10 protein-coding genes and 1 pseudogene are annotated in these 19,361 nt (G+C 34.7%); 2 read left to right on the top strand and 9 right to left on the bottom strand.

What is annotated here, in order from left to right:
* Positions 1 to 595 precede the first annotated feature (595 nt).
* On the top strand, positions 596 to 865 hold the full coding sequence (locus GYM74_RS05235) for a hypothetical protein (RefSeq protein WP_220219432.1): 270 nt from the start codon (positions 596 to 598) through the stop codon (positions 863 to 865).
* Here GYM74_RS05235 and GYM74_RS05240 read toward each other — a convergent pair whose 3' ends face one another.
* The 9 genes from GYM74_RS05240 to GYM74_RS05280 form a co-directional block, all read right to left on the bottom strand.
* Positions 866 to 2,245 carry a tetratricopeptide repeat protein gene (locus GYM74_RS05240; protein WP_220219433.1) on the bottom strand — a complete coding sequence of 460 codons (1,380 nt, stop codon included), beginning with the start codon at positions 2,243 to 2,245 and terminating at the stop codon, positions 866 to 868. It abuts the gene before it with no gap.
* Positions 2,246 to 2,386: 141 nt separating this feature from the next.
* Positions 2,387 to 3,730, bottom strand: a complete 1,344-nt coding sequence (locus GYM74_RS05245) for a tetratricopeptide repeat protein (RefSeq protein WP_220219434.1) — start codon at positions 3,728 to 3,730, stop codon at positions 2,387 to 2,389.
* A 1,013-nt stretch (positions 3,731 to 4,743) separates the two neighbouring features.
* Positions 4,744 to 9,735: a DNA repair ATPase gene (locus GYM74_RS05250; RefSeq protein ID WP_220219435.1), complete on the bottom strand. Its 4,992-nt coding sequence runs from the start codon at positions 9,733 to 9,735 to the stop codon at positions 4,744 to 4,746.
* Between the two features lie 96 nt (positions 9,736 to 9,831).
* Positions 9,832 to 11,940, bottom strand: coding sequence for a hypothetical protein (locus GYM74_RS05255; protein WP_370634052.1), 2,109 nt, complete (start codon positions 11,938 to 11,940; stop codon positions 9,832 to 9,834).
* A gap of 35 nt (positions 11,941 to 11,975) precedes the next feature.
* Positions 11,976 to 12,638: a hypothetical protein gene (locus GYM74_RS05260; RefSeq protein ID WP_220219437.1), complete on the bottom strand. Its 663-nt coding sequence runs from the start codon at positions 12,636 to 12,638 to the stop codon at positions 11,976 to 11,978.
* A 109-nt stretch (positions 12,639 to 12,747) separates the two neighbouring features.
* Positions 12,748 to 13,440: a PspA/IM30 family protein gene (locus GYM74_RS05265; RefSeq protein ID WP_220219438.1), complete on the bottom strand. Its 693-nt coding sequence runs from the start codon at positions 13,438 to 13,440 to the stop codon at positions 12,748 to 12,750.
* A 35-nt stretch (positions 13,441 to 13,475) separates the two neighbouring features.
* Positions 13,476 to 14,114, bottom strand: a complete 639-nt coding sequence (locus GYM74_RS05270) for a YjfI family protein (RefSeq protein ID WP_220219439.1) — start codon at positions 14,112 to 14,114, stop codon at positions 13,476 to 13,478.
* Positions 14,115 to 14,444: 330 nt separating this feature from the next.
* A complete protein-coding gene (locus tag GYM74_RS05275; RefSeq protein WP_220219440.1) occupies positions 14,445 to 16,748 on the bottom strand; it encodes a TonB-dependent receptor domain-containing protein in 2,304 nt (767 codons plus the stop codon).
* 92 nt (positions 16,749 to 16,840) lie between these two features.
* Complete coding sequence (locus GYM74_RS05280; protein WP_220219441.1) at positions 16,841 to 17,698, bottom strand: hemin ABC transporter substrate-binding protein; 858 nt, start codon at positions 17,696 to 17,698, stop codon at positions 16,841 to 16,843.
* 259 nt (positions 17,699 to 17,957) lie between these two features.
* Between GYM74_RS05280 and hutW the strand changes: the two are divergent.
* A pseudogene (hutW, locus tag GYM74_RS05285) lies at positions 17,958 to 19,262 on the top strand (heme anaerobic degradation radical SAM methyltransferase ChuW/HutW); the annotation flags it as partial.
* Positions 19,263 to 19,361: the final 99 nt, after the last annotated feature.

The following is a 19,361-nucleotide window of genomic DNA, read 5'->3' on the forward strand; positions in this document are numbered from 1 at the left end:
TTTCTATTTATCTATTCGTTTCGCTCATGCTGATGAAACACGTTTTTCGATTTTATCAAGTAATACTGGTTTTCAGAACTAAAAAGTACCTTAAAATCTGATTCACTTGAACATCTAAAATTCAATACTATTCAAATCTTAATTGATTATCATTTGAAGTAACTTATTTAATTGAAACTATTCAAAATCATTGGTTCAATAGTATTCGGATTACATTCAAACTTCTTAAGGTGCATCTCTTTTCTTTTTATTTTAAGACCTTCTTTTCCTGGATTTGTATCCACTAAATAATCAGTGTCTATATTGGTAAAGGTTATTACAGATTTTTCCTTATCTTTATCATCGATTATTTTTACTAATTGCAATTCTAATTTTGACTGGCTACCAAGCCTATAGAATAACTTAGAATTAATATAATCATAACATAACGATAATTGAGTATTGTTAACTTCACATCCAAATGCATTTTTTTCATTTTTATCTTTATTACAAAGTGTCGTATTTTTAAAAAATACATTTTGACTATAAATATTAATGATATCTTGATGCTGATTTAAATTTAATTTTTGATTTAATAAAAGATAACGATATTGAAGTGTTTCTTAAATTTTCGGTACTTGGAAAAAAACGCGATAAATATAAGTTCAATAATGCCTTTGAGCAAATTTTGGGATTTAAAAATGTTGAAGAATTAAAAGGTTTTTTTGATGAAAGCCAGTTTCCTAGTCAACAGGCTAATTCTCAACCTAAAAAAGAGGAATCAACCAATCAAGATGCCAATCAACAACAAGATCAGCATCACACCATTATGTTTAAAACCGAACAGTTTATTTTAAAATGGTTGGATGATAAACCGCCGATATGATTAATCGACCATCCGTGGAAACCGTCGCCGTGCAAATTCGTCAGCTAAAATCGGGGGATAGTTTGGCCATTCAGAAGGATGATTAGACGCCCCCATTTTTAAGGCATATTTTCGCCATAACTGCGCCCGAATAATATCTCGCTCTTCGCCTTTATAATAATAGCTTAACCAAGATAGTGTTTTAGGATAGCCTTGGATAGCTTCTTTGATGTAAATGCGCTCTTTTAATTCCGAACGCTCCCCAATGGTATTGCCCAATAATATATCCTTGGTATTGCGTGGCCATTTTGAAAAAATGAGTATTTGCGATCCTTTGGAGAAATCTAAATTATAAGAGGCATTCAAAAAATGAAACCGGTCATAAATAAAATCTTCATCACTCACTTCGGTATGAGAATGATATGGAGAGCGATATTTGATATTTTGACGTTTTAATTGTGTATGAAAGTGATACGTATTGCCAAAGTATATTCTGATTAATTCTATCAGGTTATCATCGGGTTGTAACTGATAAGCCTGTTCAAACAGGGTAAAGGCTTTATATTCATCGACTTCAGTCCCCAGCCCTTGCATATACAAGAAGCCTAAAGTTTTTATTGCGGCAGGCAACTGCTGATTGGCGGCTTGTTGATAAAGTGTAAAGGCTTTTTGTTCGTCTTTGTCAACCCCAATCCCCAACAAGTAAAAATAGGCTAAGTTGGTCTGTGCCAAAGCATGCCCTTGGCTGGCGGCTTTTTGGTACCATTCAATTGCTTTTTGTATATCAGGCTCGACTCCTTGACCGTATTCACTGAGCGGATAAACACTACGAGGATAATCTTCAAGCGGTAAGCTCATTTTATCAAACCGTGCAAATTGTGCTTCAATATTGGGCAGTTCAGGGTCGATATTTTTACCCTGCTCATCAAAAATATAGAGGCGTGGCGGTTTACCGCCCGATGCGTTTTCATAAATATAGCCAATGCTGTTTTGCGCATCAAGATCGCCTTGTGCAGCGGCTTTTTCAAACCAGCTTAAGGCAATCGGAAAATTATTTAATTCATCACGATACATGGCACCTAAATTATATTGGGCTTTGGCAAGCCCTTGCGCAGCGGCCTTTTCAAACAGTAGCCTGGCTTTAGTGTGGTCGCCTTTTTGATACAGCAAATTATCGCCATAAAAAATTTCGCCCAGCGTATTTTGTGCAATAGCATCACCACCGTCAGCAAGTGCTGTGCAGATTTTAAGATTGTCCGCATCACGTGAATGTAGGCAAGTTGAAGCGTCAGACTTGATAACATTAGGTGGTGGTGCAGAAGGCTGTTTATTATTACCTTTTGCTGACACCGAAAACGTAGCAAAACAGAGCCAAAATATAAGGTGAGGGATTTTTTTCATCTTTATTCCATTTGTCAATAAACTAAACAATTGAATACAAACCGAAAGTTAGTTGACGCATTACAATTTTTTGGGTTTTCAATCAATTTATTTAACTTATCTGTTTTTATTAACCAATAAATTGTGCTAAATGACTATACATTATTGGGTTTTATCATCCTCATCAATGGGATAGTCTAGCCAAAAGTCAGGGTGATCAGATTGTCCCATTTGAATAGCATATTGACGCCATAGCATTGCCTTTTGGATATCTTTTACTTCGTCTTTATAGTAATAACTTAATAAAGTCATGGTGTTATAATAGCCTTGAATCGCTTTTTTTATAAGATAACGCTCTTTTAAGGTTGATAGTTCATCGTGACTTTTACCTAGCCAAACATCTAAGGTTTTTCTGCGTGGTTGTGAAAAAGTGAGTATGTGTGATCCCATATTCATATTTAAATTGTAATAGTCATTCAGAAAAAATAAACTTGCAAAGATGTAATCTTCATCACTTTTTGTGTTGTAAGGAAAAGGGTATCTGTCAGAATTTTCTTCTAATTTGGTTAGGTATTTATAACGTAGATACATTTGTGTATAAATCATCCGCCATAAACTTTCATCAGGGGTTAACTGATAGGCTTGTTCAAGCAGTGCAATAGCTTTATTTACATCCACCTTGTTGCCACCCAGCCCTTGCATATGCATAAATGCTAATGATTTTATTGCAGCAGGCAACTGCTGATTTGCCGCTTGTTCATACAGTTCAAAAGCTTTTTTTTCATCTTTCTCAACCACAATCCCTAATAGATAAAAATAGGCTAAATTAGCTTGTGCCAATGCGTGCCCTTGGTTTGCCGCTTTTTGGTACCACTCGAACGCTTTTTGTATATCGGGCTCTACTCCTTGCCCGTACTCACTGAGTGGGTAAACAGTACGGCTGAAATAATTGACAGGTATACTTTTATCAAATTTGGCAAATTGCGCTTTGATTTTAGCTAAATTGCGATCGGTGCTTTTACCTTTTTCATCAAACGTATATAGGCGTGGTGGTTTACCGCCCGATGCATTTTCGTATATATAGCCAATACTATTTTGCGCATCTGCATTACCTTGTGCAGCGGCTTTTTCAAACCATTTTAAGGCAACAGGAAAATTGTTAAATTCGTCACGATACATGGAACCTAAATTATATTGGGCTTTGGCAAGCCCTTGCGCTGCGGCTTTTTCGAATAGTAATCGGGCTTTAGTATGATTGCCAAATTTATAAGAATATTCAATATTGTAGAAGATTTCTCCTAAGGTATTTTGAGCAACGGCATCACCACTATTGGCTAGACGTGTGCAAATTTCAATATTTTCTTTCTTGTGTGAAAAGATGCAGGTTGTGGATTCAGGCGTGATCGGGTTTTGAGAAGTTATAGTTGTTTGCTTGTTATCATGATGCGCATAAGCATAAGACGACGCAAAACAGAGCAAAAGTACTAATTGGGAAATCTCTTTCATCTTCATTCCATTTGTAGATAAATTTATTCAAAATAATTATATTGTTAATATTCGCAATTGTATAGAAAAGATAATAAAAAATAGCATGCCACCGTGATAATCACTACAAATCTTTGTTAGGGCTTAGCATAAATAACGGGTAAGAGAAATAACACCGAAGATTTTTTGAGTTTCAGAGTATATAAAATTATATATGATTATTTTTCCAATCAAGATAGTTTACCATATATATCGATTTTGCTTCTCATTAGTGCATGTATTACTTTATTTATAATCTATGTATATTTTGAAACTTGTGATTCTAATAATAAGGACTATACAAAAATTTTTTGGACTATGGTGTTAGCTAAAAGAAGGTATAGCTATATCTGTATAAAATGTTCATTTAGATTAAGGATCCTTAGATATTGTATCAATAGGGCAGAGCAAAAGAACGACAAAAAATATTGCTGACTCAAAGAAATGAAATGAGGAAATTAATAAAACAATTGTTGTAATTGATAAGGTTTCAATAAAACAGTCAATCTATTTTCATAATTTCTTCCTTCATCCTTTAGTAGCCCCCCATTTTCTATTTTATATTCGTTATCTGCCATATTAATTTCTATTATGATAGTTATGACATAATTGAATCAAGATTTGCGTGTATGGTTTTTAAAAATTAATTAGTGTTATAATTTTGAAAAACAATAATTAATGGAGTTAATTAAATGATTTATTTAAATGGAGTAGGTTTTTTTTTATTGTCACTATTTATGTTTTGGTGGGTTTATTTATTAGTTTTCGTAATTGGTATAATAATTTTATGCTTCGCTAAAACCAAAATTATGCGAAGATTAGGTATTTTATTGATAATCACACCAATAAGTTGTTATATTTTTGCCTTTTTATTATACGGATTTTTATCATTAATGTGGATTTGACCTATTTTAATTACCTTTTTTCCTAAATAATAAAAAAGCGGAAGTCTATTTCCGCCTTTTTTATTAACAATAAAATATAATTAAATTTCGCTATTTACCTTTTGTATTTCTTTTCTCTTTTTTCGGTTTTTTATTTGATGATAACTGCAAAGCCTGTACACTTTGCACTAAGTCAGCCAATTGCGTAACAATTTGGTTTCCGGTATCACTTTCATCACCACCTAGTGTTTTATTGCGTATAAAATCAGCTTTGATTTGTTGCCAACGTTTAGTTTGTGTATCAGTTAATACGCCACGAATTTCAGCGAGTTTAAGAAGATTTTCTTCAGCACCATTAGTTAATAGTTGAGCTTCACCCAAATAGTGATCGTTGATGATTTGATTAAGTTCATCATCATTCATAACAGAAGAAACCTTCTCAGCAAGTTTATTCATGTTTCGATAACTACCTTGAAGTTTGAAAGGTGGTTCTGTACGGTATTTATCTGATTGAGCAGCACTAACGATGTATTGTTGGTTAACTTTGAATACCACTTCTCTAATTTTCAATAGGTGACTAAGTACTGCAACAATTTCACTGATTTCTGCTTGGCTGTAAGCGTAACTTAATTCATTGCTATTAAGTGGCTTGCCTTGTGCATGGTCAATAAGTTGATAAAGATCATTTAAGTCACGTAACGCAAGTGGTGCTAGAATTGGATTTGAAGTTAAGCAGTTTTCAATATAACTTGAAGCAAAAACTTCATCCATACCACCAAGAACTTCACCTAAATTATAAATATCTGCACGGTTAGCCAACATATCTGGTATTTTGAATACTTCTCCTGATTCAGTATACGGGTTACCTGACATAATAACGCAGAATTTTTTACCTCGAAGATCATAGGTCTTAGTTTTTTCTTTCCAAACACCTTCTATTCGGCGTGAACCATCACAAAGGGAGATGAATTTTTGTAAGAATTCCGGATTGGTGTGCTGTATATCATCAATATAAAGCATGACGTTATTTCCCATTTCAAGCGCTAGATTAAGTTTTACTAACTCTTGTTTGGCAGTTGCATTCGGTGCTTGATTTGGATCGAAAGATAACACACTATGGCCTAAAGCCGGTCCGTTAATCTTCATAAAGATTAATCCAAGACGATTAGCAACATATTCCATTAATGTCGTTTTACCATAACCCGGTGGAGATATAAGCAGTAATAACCCCATTAAATCGGTACGTCTAGTTTCACCAACCGTTCCCATTTGTTTAGCTAAGTTATCACCAATGATAGGTAAGTAAACTTGATTAATGAGTTTGTTTCGCACAAACGAACTTAATGGTTTAGCCTTAAATTCCTCCAGATGTAGCAGATCACGTTGTTCATCGAGTACTTCCTGACGAAGACTTTGATAATGCTGAAACTCCGGAATAATAATTCTGGACTGTTTACGCATGCGACTAAAGAAATCATCAAGATTAATATTCAACACTCCCTGAATTATACTTGGATGATCGCCAAGTAAATCGTTGACGGAAATATCAAGCTCAAGCTCGCTAATTCCCAGCGTAATGCTACTTTCTTTATCTAACATACACAATACTAAAGCTTCAGCAATATAGTCTGATAGTTTTTGATATTGGGGTAGGGTACAAAGACCTTTAAACCAACTTTCGATTAGAATCCAGCGATCGGCAAGTCGTTTTTGAAGATTGCTTTGTGATTGGTTAAAATCACCCCACATATGAGATTCCTCGAGGCGGGCTTTTAAACCTTCAAATAGATAGTGGCCATATTTACTTAACGTAAATTCTTGTGGTGTTTCGGCTAATATATAGCTTAAATATTCAGTTGCTTGTTTTACATGATACTGTTCATGTTGAATGGGATACTTTTCTAAAAATTGGGTTAATTCAAAAGACATCTCTGTTTGAAGATTTCTTATACCTTCATCATGACCAAATAACGCCTGTATATCTTTACAAGTTTTGGCTCGCTCTGGCCATAATTTGGCAATATCACTTTTTTGATTATAATGCCAAAAAAGGATAGCTAAGCTTCGGGCTAAAGGGTTATAGCGTAATAGACCGGCCGCTTCACCTAGCGGAATCAGTTTGGCTAATATTTTTAATGCATCGTGATCGTGAATCCCTTTTTCATAGCCCTCACGATATCGCATTGACGCATAATCTCTTACTGTTTTAGCTAATACCTCAGGTTGGTTTAATTGATTTTTTAAATCGTCATAACTTAAATCATGCTCTTTTTTAAGCGCTGAATTAATTATTGAATATGCTAAATATTCACCACGGTAAACACTAGGCGATTCGGATTCTAATGAAATTGACCAGAAAGGTTTATAACTTTCTAATTTAGGGTGATTGATTCTTTCCTGATAATCAGTACCCGTTAATTGCAAATAAAGATGATCTTCTTTTGGTACAATGGTTAAATCAAGCTCTTGGGTGTTGACACTAAACTTATGTCTTGGCCCCAATTTGATTACATTTCCGCCAGATTCAAAGATTTCTGATTTATCTCGTAAGGCGCGTATTGATTGATCTCTGGCACTTTGGAAACGAGATTCAATATCATCTGCTTTGACATTATCAAAAAGTGCTCTTAATTTTTCGACTATTTCACGAATTTTTAAAGCTAAAGCGTCGGCAACAAAAAAAGCATTTAACTCATTTTGATCAGAAAATTTAGCCGTTCTTCTTGGTATACTATCTAAAATTCGATTGGCAGCCGTAAGTAACGCTTCTGTTCGTCTTGTTCTATCTTCAAGTAGTGATTGTTTATGGGTTTCAAATGATTCTAATATCTCTTCCCGTTTAGCCAGAATATCATTAAGGAACTCTTCACTTTCACTGAATTGATTTTCAAGCGCTTCGAGTTGTACTAAAAGCCTTGATAATTCATCGTCACATTTTTCTGGCGTGGTAGCTAAACTTAAAGCACTGGCAACACTTTGTCCAAACAGTTTGAATTGTGCGCCAAATTGAGCAACCATTTCAGTACTCGATAGGTTTTTTCGTTTTTGGTTGATTTTGGCTTTTGTTTGATTGAGTTTTGCATAAACTTCAGCAATAGCTTCAATAATTCTTGTTTGTAAAGTGACATCATCAAATTTTAATGTCGCCATTAATTGCGAAAGCATATCAAGATCATTAGACATTTGATCGGCTATTGCTATTGGTTCAATCAACTTGGCAACGGTATCGGCTTTTTCAAGAGATTTCTCAATTTCTTCTATTTTTAAGGCATAAGGTTCTAATGCTTTATCACTATCGAGAAAGTTTGCTGTCGCTAATGAAACAACTGATTGACGCTCTTTAAGTTCATTTTCCATTATATCGATCTGATTTAAATCGATATAGCGATAACTTCTTAAAGTAACAAGGCTACCTAATTGCATTTTTATGGCATTTAAAGCATCGACAAACTCTTGTGTTTCTTGCCAGCTATCAGGGTATAACTTTGATAATAAATCTTGTTGATTTGTGATTGCTTCACGCATCGCACTTTCGGACTGGCGGCGTATGCTTTCGACTTTTTCATATTCATCCAGTACTAATTCACTGGTTTGGGTGATATTGCGTAATATTGGTGAAAATGAAAGATTTACTTCATCATTTAACCAAAAATAACTATCGAATAATCGTTTTGTGTCTTCACTTAATTTACTATAGAGCTGTGAAGAAATAGATTGGTTATCAATTTCACGTGAAATAAAGTAAAGATCTGAAATACCACGAACAAGTTCAGCGTTTCCGATTTTACCTAAAAAGCTATTGTTTGTTGGTTGTTGAGCGGCAAATTCATCGCTATAAAAAGGAGTTTGCCAAATTTGCATTGGATGGACTCGAGTTGGTTCATCATTTTCACCTTCAAAAACAACCATTCTTCCGTCTTCAAAAACTGCATAACCATGACCTAAAATAGGATTATCCAGTTTTCGTTCAATCATGTTGTAGTTGAATAATGCCAGGCGACCAGTATACGGGTCATAAAAAATATATAACACATCTTCGCCATTTGGGGAACGTCTAATCCGTCTAAAACGCATTCCTGACATTGATTGGTCGAATGTTTTATATTCACCATTTTGCAAGTAATATCCACCAGGAAATATAACACCATGATCTTCCGGTAGTTGAATACAAGCTTGTCCAATAAAATCAATTCGTTGCGCTGTTTGGGTCAAGGTGTTATAAATCAAATAGCGCCAATTTTCTTCACGGTATGGTAATACTTTTAAAAGTATCAGCGAACCTACTTTGGCATATTCAATTTTTGCATCATTTATCGATTGGTTTTTATCTAACACATCTTCACGATAAATACCCAGCCCATCATTGGTATTATTTTCACATTTAATTGTCAAATCTCCACCAATGGTTTCGACAAACACAGTATCTAAGATATTGACGTGTGGAAATCGACCATTAACAATATTTTCTCTTGTTGTTTCAATCCATTCAAAATCATAAGCTGGTGGAAGGGCTATATCACGTTCTCCACGATTATCGATATAGTTAATGGTTTTCTTATCACTTGAGATTGACCAACGAAATACACGGATATCGCTTAATCGTTCACCAATTTGAAAGCTTGCCAGTAATTTACCGTCACGTTCAACCAGTTGTAGCAATTGGGCATTTTTGTAGTAGGTATATAACTCACTGAAGTCTTGAACAAAACGATCAATATTTAAAAATGTACCGGAAAGATTTACAGGATCGGCTTCATAATTACCGTCACGTTCAACCAGTTGATAAAGTGAAAAGACATCTTCAATTTTTGCTTCTTTTTTTAAGCCTAAAAAAACGTTATATCCAAATAGTAACCAATCACCAAAACGGACAATGTCTCGTGCGACACAATTGTTTTCCGTTCGGATACGAATTCGTCCTATAATTGACATATCACTTTTACCAAATTCGGACAGCCTTTGTTGATTTAAAGCTTCTGTTTTTTGGTTAAGCTCTATTCCTAAAGCGGTGAGACGTTTTCGAAGGATTTCATAAGCACCACCTTCAGCAACAGCTTTATCAAGTGTTGTTTGTTGTTCGTTATCTTGTTCTATTTCTGCCATTTTAAACTCATTGATCATTATGTAGAAGGGCTACTGTTTTCGGTAGCTAACTACCGAAAACAGATGATAGTGACAATTCAATTACGAATTATCTGTCTAGTGGTCTTGTTCACTATCTTTACTATCAGATGATAAAAATTGTTTAGCGAGTGCCTTTAGATCAGTATTTTCTAACGTCTCTTTTAAATTCACATTCTTATTGCCGGATAAGCGTGATAGCACTGATTGTAATGCAGATTGTAAAACAGGGCTTTGGTTAACTGTTCCTTCAATAGCTTTACCAACACTAATCGCTTTAGAGAAGCTGTTAAAGAAGTTATCATTGCCACCAACAATTTCGATATTAGCTTTACTAAATGCGGCTGCAAGTACTTCGGCTTGTTCTTTAGCAATTTCTTTATTAGCGTCAATTGCAGCAATGGCTTGTTCGAAACTTTTTTCCAATGCTAAACGGAACTCTTCATGGCTTTGTGACTGTTCACTCATCGTTGCCATCGCTTGGAATTTCTCAACTAAACCGCTTGCTTCAGCAGTTAAACGCTCACGAATAACTAAAGCTTCTGCTAAACCTTGTTCTTTGGTTGCCGTTGCTTTAGCAAGGCCGATGCGTTCATCACCACGTGCTTGCGCAGAGAGTTTTTCTTCAAGAATTTTAGCTTCTGTTAAACCTTGTTTTTCAGTTGCAATCGCTTTCGCTTCAATAACTTTTGCTTCAGATAATCCGACTTCTTGGCAACCTTTTGCTTCTGCTAATAAAGTTTCAGCTTTGATATTGGCTTTAACTAATCCTTCTTTTTCTTCTGCTTCTGCACGAGCTTTACGGACTTTCGCTTCAGCTAAGCCAATTGCCGCTTCTTCAGCTTCAATTCCTTGTGCTAATTGTTTTTTGGCTTCAGATTGTTTTGCAGCTGCTTCAAGTTCAGCTTGTGCCATTGTACTAATTTCAACTGCACGATATTTAGATGCTTTTTCATCAGCTTCAGCTTGTTTAACTTGTTTTACCAGTTCTTGTTCAGCTCGAGCTTCTGCTTCAATGATTGTAGTTTGTTTTTCTCGATCTGCTCTTGAAACTTCACGCACTTCTTTAATGTTTTCTTCTTCAACTGCAACAGTTTTTTCAACTGCGACTCTTTCACGAATTACATTGGCAATCGTTTTCTTTTCTTCTTCAAGAACTTTATCTTTTTCGATACGTTGTAATTCAACTTCTCGTTCCCGTGCCACGATTTCAAGCGAGCGTGCACGTTGTACCCGTTCTTCTTCAATCGCAATGGCTCTTAGGCGATTTTGTTGTGCAACTTCGACTTCACGTAAACGATTCTCTTCACGTACTTCAATTTCCTGTTGCGATTGAATGCGTGCTTGTTCAGCTTTTAATCGTTCTTCTTCCTGCACTTTTAAGGTTTCAGCCATTTCACGAGCACGGATTGTCTCAATTTCACGTTTTTGTCGTGCTTCTGCATCGGCTTGTTGACGTTCAAGTTCTAGTTTGGCTTCGATAGTTTCGGTGTCTTTTTTCTTTAAAGCCAGTTCAAGATCTCTTTCTCGCTTATTGGTTTCATCTTTGTGAATTGCAGTAATTGAGGTAATTTTATTAATCCCTTCTGCATCAAAAATATTATCCGGGTCTAATGCTTTAATAGGTGTTTGTTCTAAATAGTCAATTGCCACATCTTCAAGCGCATAACCGTTAAGATCTTTACCGATAACATCGATAATACGTTCACGGAAATTTAAGCGATCTTCAAATAATTTGGCTAATTCAAATTGTTTACCCACGGTTTTCAATGCTTCAGAAAACTTAGCGCTAAATAATGAACTAACTGCTTTTTGATCAGATGCTCTGTCAACGCCAATTGATTTTGCAACTTTTAATACATCTTCGGTGGTTTCATTAACACGCAAATAGAATGCAACACAGATATCAGCACGTAGGTTGTCTTTACAAATTAATCCATCTTTACCACGACGTTCTACATCAAAAGTAATTAATGAGATTTTCATAAACTCTTTTTTATGTATAACCGGATAAACTAAAGCACCGGTAAAGTAGACTTTCGGTTTTGAGCTCATATCATTGACAATAAGCGCAGTACCTTGAGGAACTTTGATATAGAATGCTTTAAATAATAAGAAAAATCCTAAAATAACAAGAAAGATAACGCCTATAACTGTAGCAAATAAAATGATGGTATCGAAATTCATTGACATAATTTACTTTTCTCCAAAAAAATTAATTTTTATAATCCATTAAACTCTTCTAAACTAACTATTTCATAGCTATTGTCGGTTTCATCATAACGTAGCAAGATAGCCTTATCGTGACGCTTAAATTGATTCGGCTCTTTACATCTTACTTGCAATATTAAACTAGCTCCGCCATCTTCATAAATTGCTTCACCTTTAATTTCATTAACGGCACTTGACCGAATGATTACTGATTGGCCAAGTAAAACTTTATGATCTTGAGTTATATTCAATTTATTAAATAATGGTCTGAGTGGTTTTATGATGTATGCAGTTAGATAAACCGCAACAATAAAAGCAATGAATAAAACGAGTAATCCTACGATGTAATAAACAAAGGTAAGGTTACTAAACGGTAAGATAAAAAAACGAAAGGAAAAATAACTTATCAACCAGCCTAGCAAAGAAATTAAGGTTATGACAAGTGTCATGGGGACTTGATTGAAGCCTAATTTCAATAATAATCCGGCAAATCCAGATGCATTACCCGGAATATCTGTTGATAAATCGCCCATATCGGTGTCCAGATCGACATCTAAACAATCAACAGTTAAGATACCAATTGCAGCTGTTAACCAATACAACACACAAAGCGTAAGTAATCCACTGAAAATTACTACAGGAAAAGAAAAAAATATTCCCCAAAAAAGCTCCATTATATTTCCTTAATTGCATTTTTATATGCATTTTTATTTTTAGTTAGATAAATAGTTATAATGTTTATTAGTTTATACCAGAAACAAAATAGTTACATAATATAAAATTCTAGGAAGTTTGTTTTTCTTTCAATCGAGCTAAAATGGCAATGGCATTTTTATTACTTGATTTTATGCCGGCTTCCTCGAGCTTACTATCAAGCGAGTTAGCACTGTCACTTTTAGCTAGTTCATTTTTCGCATCCAATACTGCCGCCGTTTGTTCCTGACGTTTCTTGATTCGATCTAATGAATCTAAAGCTGTTTGCAATTTGGTTGTTGAACCACCGTAACGTTGTGCAACAGCTGATTGAGCTTTTTGTACACTTTCTGTTGCTTTAACAATATCTACCTGTTGTTTTAAATTACGAATATTAATTTCTGTTTGGGAAATGGTTTGGCGTAAATTTTTACAACTTTCAGTGAAACACTTAGCCTGTTTTAAATAGTTATCATGCTCCGTTTCAAGCTGAGCTAACTTTTCCGCGACTTCTAACGCCAACTCTTCATTATTTGCTTCTAACGCTTTTATAGCGTAGCTTTCATACTCAGCGATTTTTTCTGCGGTAAGTTTTACTTCTTTATCAGCTAATTTTTGTTGAGCAAGTATATTTGCTAATGACTCTTTAGCTTGTTTTAACTCCATATCTGCGTCACGAATTTCTTGATCCAAGATACGTAAAGCTTGAGTATCAATAATTGATTCTCCAACCTCATTGATACCACCACGGAGTGCCGTAACAAGTTTTTTGAAGATAGCCATTTTTAATCTCCTTTTTTCTAGCATAATTCAATTGGTTAATCATTGATGTAATTTTCAAAAGCTTCAGTGGCTTTAATCACATTATCAGATAAAGTTTCTAATTCATAAATAATATTGTTAAGTATTGATGAAGCACTTAAAGCACCATACATTATATAATTTATTGAACCGTCGCCACTTTTTTCTATCGCTATGGTTGATAAAGGAAATAATTTACGTGAACATAAGACTTCTTCGTTAAATTGGGTTAAATCTTTAATCATATCAACAGGCCAAAGCAGAGCTTCAACAATAATTTGTTGATTTGAAACACTTAAATACAAGGGTAAATCGCCATATTCATGCATAATGATAAACAAACATGCATCTACACCATCGATAATTTCAATACTTGCATAACCTTGTTTAACTAATTCAGAATTATTTAATTGTTCATAAAGATCTGTAATTAACCAAACTTCATTTTTTTTCATTTCATTGTTTTCCTGTTGATGATTATAAATTACGTTACTTGATATCAAAGGTTTGCGAAACTGTTTTTCAATTTCCACTAGCTTTGAGGTATTTTCCGGTAAAATCCAAACTTCTTTTTTTACTAAACCTTGTTCACGTAATCGTTGTCGATATTGTTTTTGATAGAAGGCTGAGTTTTTGATCTCTTTTGTTTTTTTCATAAAATTTATTTTGGATTTAATTAGAATTTAATGTCAGTAATATTAACACAAAAATATTACATGTAAATATTACATGTAATATTTTATTAAATACATAATGAAAGAAATTAATTTTAATAAATCTATATTTTATAATGATATTTTTTAAGGTGAAGCATTTTGAATTGGCTAAAATAAAAGTTTTTATAAAAAATTATCGAAGGGGATTAGGTTAAATTTTATTTTTAGAATTAATCTTACATCAAATGTACAAAACTTTCAGATCGGTTTTTGAAAATAAATAACCCGCTAAAGCGGGTTATGATCAGTAAATGTTAACTTTCTATTAAATTAAAAATCGATATCTAAACCTAATTGGAATGTTCTACCCGGAGCGGTAAACATATCTAGGTATTTGTGATCTGATGAGCGATATAGTTTATTATTGCTTAAATAATCCCAGTATTTCTGGTCAGTTAAGTTATAAATACCGCCACTTAGTTTTACATTTTTAGTAATATTGACATAACCAGTTAAATCAACGGTACCATGTCCGGCGATTCTAAAGTATTCGTCCGTTGAGTCTTTAATTGGTGTTCCGTCATTACTATGTGTTTCACGTGTTGTCGATTCTGTTTTCTTCCCTTTTTGGAAAGTTGCCGTCACAGCAACTCCATAGAGTTTATTTGGATCATCCCATGCTAGACCAATAGTACTTTTTAATGGTGCAATGGTATCCATTTCAACATATTTATCGCCTAAATAGCTTGATTTAGATTTACCTTGGTTATAACCAATGGCGAATCTAGCACTTAAGCCATTGACAGATTCAAACCATGAGCCAAAATTAAATTCACTGCTTAATTCTGCTCCGTAAATATAGGCTTTATCCCGGTTTTCCGATTGGTAAACTATACGGTTGCCTGTTCCAACAAAATTTTTCTTATAACGAGAATACGCAATAAAATTCTTGTATTTATTATAAAATACCGCTGAAGATAGTGTCATACCAGATACAGGCTGACCTTTCAGACCCAATTCAAAATTATCGCTGGTTTCAGTTTTAAGATTTGAATCACCTACCAAAACATACATTTGACTATGCGCCAAATACGAACCGTATAACTGGTTTTGGTTTGGCATTTGTGCGCCACGTTTATATTGTAAATAGGCGGTTAAATTAGGATTAAGATCGTACATAAACGCTAGAGACGGTAGGATTTTAAAGTCACTATTACTATTGTACTGTTTACCTAATTGGCTCGAATTGATATTCGATACCGCCATATTTTCAAGATTACGTGGTTTGGTGTTTTGATAGATAGCTCTTACTCCCGGAACGATATAAAAATTGTTGCTATCGTTAATATTAAAACTAATGCGATCTTCAAAGAATCCACCTATTTGATAGCTACGGCTATCTGCTTGCGGTTTGGTATAATCTCCGTCAGGGAAAATTCGACCATTTTGTGATTTTGCAGAAGTATAAAATGGCGATTCATCTTCACTCCACTTAGCATTTAAACCAGCAGTAATTTTTTGATTATCAAAACTTTTTAATAGGGTTGTGATAAAGTTATAAGATTTTGTATTGTAATTTGTTTGAGTATTGAAGTTACCTTTAGAACTATGGCGCAAATAGGTATCATCAAATACATTTGTGCGTTGATAATTTATCTGAGTGGTTAAACTATCAATCCAACTAATGTTGGTTGGTTTCCATTGATCTTTAATCGCTAAGTTAAAGCGATTATTTTTACTACGCTGATGATCATACGATTCAATTTTTTTACCATACCGATCCCAAGTATCATAATGAGAGTTTTTGGTTTTACTGTTGAAATCAATCGTTGCGTTGACCAAATGCTCGTCCGTCATTTGCCATCCAATTCCCGCTAAAATTGAATTTGAGTGCCAATTTTCAGGATAGCTATTGATAGAATCTCCGTAATTGCGGCCTTGCTGTCCGTCACGACGGCTTAATACAAGAATTCCATTAAGGTACTCATCACCTCCGGCGATAGTTATACCTTGATGATAGCTTCTATCGGCGCTGTCGTAATTATTTTGAAATCCAAAATAGCTGGTTTTGCCCGGATACAAATAATAACTGGCTGTTTTAGTTTGGAATGAAACAGAGCCACCTAAGGCATTATTTGCATTACTGACAGATGTTGCGCCAGATTGAATATCAACCTTGTTATACATATAAGTATCAATGTAATCACGACCAATACCGTATGAACCAAATCCCGCTCTACCAACAGAATTAACACGCCCTTGAGCAATCGGTAATGGCATACCGTCAATATCAATCGATACACGATTAGCATCTAAACCACGAATATTGTAACCGGTAAATCCACCACGATCCCAACTGCTTTTACCACTGCCGGAACCGGAAATATTGCCCGGCGCTGAAATAAGCGGTTGATAACGCATGATACTACCAAAGTTCGTACCGCCATCACGTCTAATATCTGATTCCGAAATTTCTGTATTAGTACCAGCTGTTTTGGTGGCTTCATGAGCCGTTACTGTAATGGTATCAATATTGTTTTCTTCATCTTGAGTTTGAGCGGCGACGGTAGGTAACGCTAAGGTTAACCCTATTGCTAGCGTGCCGGTTTTCTTTAGATTAATTAAGTCAAACATTTTATTCCTTTCAAAAATGATAAATACGAATAATGTACTTCAATTGCTTCTTTAACTAATTGATATAATTATTTTTTAAAATCCGATTGTGGTTATTTATTTTCAGGGTAAAAACTTGCATAAAGTATTTTGGTCACCTCATCAATACGGGGGCCGATACCGAATAAATAGCTATCATCTATCGTCACTATGCGATGATTTTTAAAAGCCGATGTTTCGGTAATACCGGGAATTGTGTTAACTTTATCAAGCCCGCCTAGCTGGCTAATTGAATGACTATTTAACAAAATAACTTCGGGATTCATAGCAATTAATGATTCAGCGGTATAACTTTTAAAGCTATTATGTTTTGCCAGATTCTCACCGCCCGCAATTTCAATTAACGCATCTGCTGTTGTATTTTTACCTGCGACAGAATTGGTGCCTCCCATGCTCATTAGGAACAGTACTTTGGCTTTTTGAGGATGAGTTGTAATTTTGTCTTGGATTTGTGCTAAGTTGGTTTTTATCTTATTGGTTAATTGTTGTCCTTCGGTTTGTTTATTGAGCTTTGCCGAAATTTTTTCAATATTTTCATATAACAACTCAATAGTGCCCGGAACTCGCTTCAATGGCAAAACATCAACCTTAGCTTGGCTTACTTGGCTGATAATGTTATCAGGCTCGGCATCCTCTAAAGTAATAAAAAGGGTAGGATTTAATGACAAGATACCTTCAATATTCAATAATTTCCAATATCCGATTTGCGGAAGTTGCTTCGCTTTTTCGGGGTAGCTACTGGTTTTATCCACCCCAACAACTTGATCTCCCGCACCTAAAGCAAATACTATCTCTGTGAGGGATCCTCCTGCAACAACAATTCTTTCATTAGCAAAGCTATGGTTGATTAAACTGTTGAAGCTTAAAATTAACAAAAATAGACTAATTTTTGCCATTATTTTATTCTTCATTACTTGTTTTCCATGTAGTTATGACTTCAGATAGAATCCATAATATAGTGAAAATGATAACTATTATCAACACAATTATAATGATATCCTAATGTTAATTATTTTTCAAAAAAGTCATTAAAAAGTTAACAGATTTGCTTTTCTCACAAAAAATAATAAATTAATTATCAATATATTATGAAATTTACTAATAAAAAATATTGATAAATGATAATAATTATTATTTAATTTGCAAAGATTATTTATAAGAATGGCTGTTATGAAATCATTAGATGTAAGTGCGTATTACGCTTCAAATCCTGTTTTACCGTTTAAAAATCGTTGGGCTGTAATGCCTCTTCAAGCAAGTTTACCAGTACCACCTCAAGAGATAGAAAATACATGGAATAACCTACAAAAATCCAATCTTGCAGGCCGAAAACGTCTGATTTATATACATATCCCTTTTTGTGATATCCATTGCCAATTTTGTGGTTTTTATCAAAACCAATTGCGTAAATTCAATACTGAAACATATGTCGATTATTTATTAAAAGAAATTGCACTTGAAATTAATAATCCCGCAATGCAATCAGCTCCGATCCATGCTGTTTATTTTGGTGGTGGTACACCATCTGCATTAGCTGCCGGGCAACTAGCACGGGTGATCGGTTATTTAAAGCAGTATGCGCCATTAGCCCCCGATTGTGAGATAACGGTTGAAGGGCGGATTTCAGATTTTGATGATGAACGAATTGATAGTTATATTGAGGCTGGTGCCAATCGATTCTCAATTGGCATTCAAACTTTTAATACTGAAATAAGACAAAGATTAGGTCGCCAATCGTCTGAACAACAAATTATTGAAGGGTTTAAACGCATTGCTTCACGTGATAGCGTGGCCTTAGTCTGTGATTTAATGTTTGGTTTACCAAATCAAACAACAGAGAGCTGGCAACGTGATTTAGAGATTGCAGATAGTCTACCGCTTGACGGCGTTGATCTTTACTCTCTAAACCTTTTACCTACCACACCACTGGCTAAAGGGGTAGAAAATAAGCGAATCGTGTTGCCTTCTATTACGGATAAGTGTGATTTTTATTTGCAAGGCGCTAATTATCTGGCTAAACAGGGATGGACACATTTAACCAATGCCCATTGGGCTAAAACCAGTCGCGAAAGAAATTTATATAATTTTCTAATAAAACAAGGCTCACATTTTTTTGCTTTTGGATCATGCGCAGGTGGAAAATTAGCAGGACAATCATTTATGATTCAGCGTGATTTAAACCAGTATTATGCACAGCTCGATCATGGTAAAAAGCCGCTGATGATGTTAACCGGTAAGCCCTTAATCGGCTCATGGTTATATCAATTACAAGCAGGAATTGAAAAAGGTCGGGTTGATTTAACCCAGTTAACCGATAAAGTGGAATTATTCGATCCATTAATCAAACAGTGGCATCAAAATGGTCTGTTACAAAATGAAGATCACTGCTTACGGCTAACGTTATCCGGTCGTTTTTGGTCAAGTAACTTGTTACAGGCTTTACAGCAATTGTTATTACAACTGAATAATCCGGAACATATCGAATTGCAACAAAAAATGGCGCAGGCCAAACAATCAATGCAAGCGGGGCAGGGTATGCCTAAGTTTCATTCGCATAAACAGAACATCGAAACA

The organism is Gilliamella sp. ESL0405, from assembly GCF_019469205.1.
In the GTDB taxonomy this organism is placed as follows: Bacteria; Pseudomonadota; Gammaproteobacteria; order Enterobacterales; family Orbaceae; genus Gilliamella.

Bases quoted from the DNA above. Each gene is read 5' to 3' on its own strand.
- GYM74_RS05280 (WP_220219441.1), bottom strand. From the start codon at position 17,698: ATGAAGAATAAAATAATGGCAAAAATTAGTCTATTTTTGTTAATTTTA.
- GYM74_RS05240 (WP_220219433.1), bottom strand. From the start codon at position 2,245: ATGAAAAAAATCCCTCACCTTATATTTTGGCTCTGTTTTGCTACGTTT.
- GYM74_RS05265 (WP_220219438.1), bottom strand. From the start codon at position 13,440: ATGGCTATCTTCAAAAAACTTGTTACGGCACTCCGTGGTGGTATCAAT.
- GYM74_RS05255 (WP_370634052.1), bottom strand. From the start codon at position 11,940: ATGAATTTCGATACCATCATTTTATTTGCTACAGTTATAGGCGTTATC.
- GYM74_RS05270 (WP_220219439.1), bottom strand. From the start codon at position 14,114: ATGAAAAAAACAAAAGAGATCAAAAACTCAGCCTTCTATCAAAAACAA.
- GYM74_RS05260 (WP_220219437.1), bottom strand. From the start codon at position 12,638: ATGGAGCTTTTTTGGGGAATATTTTTTTCTTTTCCTGTAGTAATTTTC.
- GYM74_RS05245 (WP_220219434.1), bottom strand. From the start codon at position 3,730: ATGAAAGAGATTTCCCAATTAGTACTTTTGCTCTGTTTTGCGTCGTCT.
- GYM74_RS05275 (WP_220219440.1), bottom strand. From the start codon at position 16,748: ATGTTTGACTTAATTAATCTAAAGAAAACCGGCACGCTAGCAATAGGG.
- GYM74_RS05250 (WP_220219435.1), bottom strand. From the start codon at position 9,735: ATGGCAGAAATAGAACAAGATAACGAACAACAAACAACACTTGATAAA.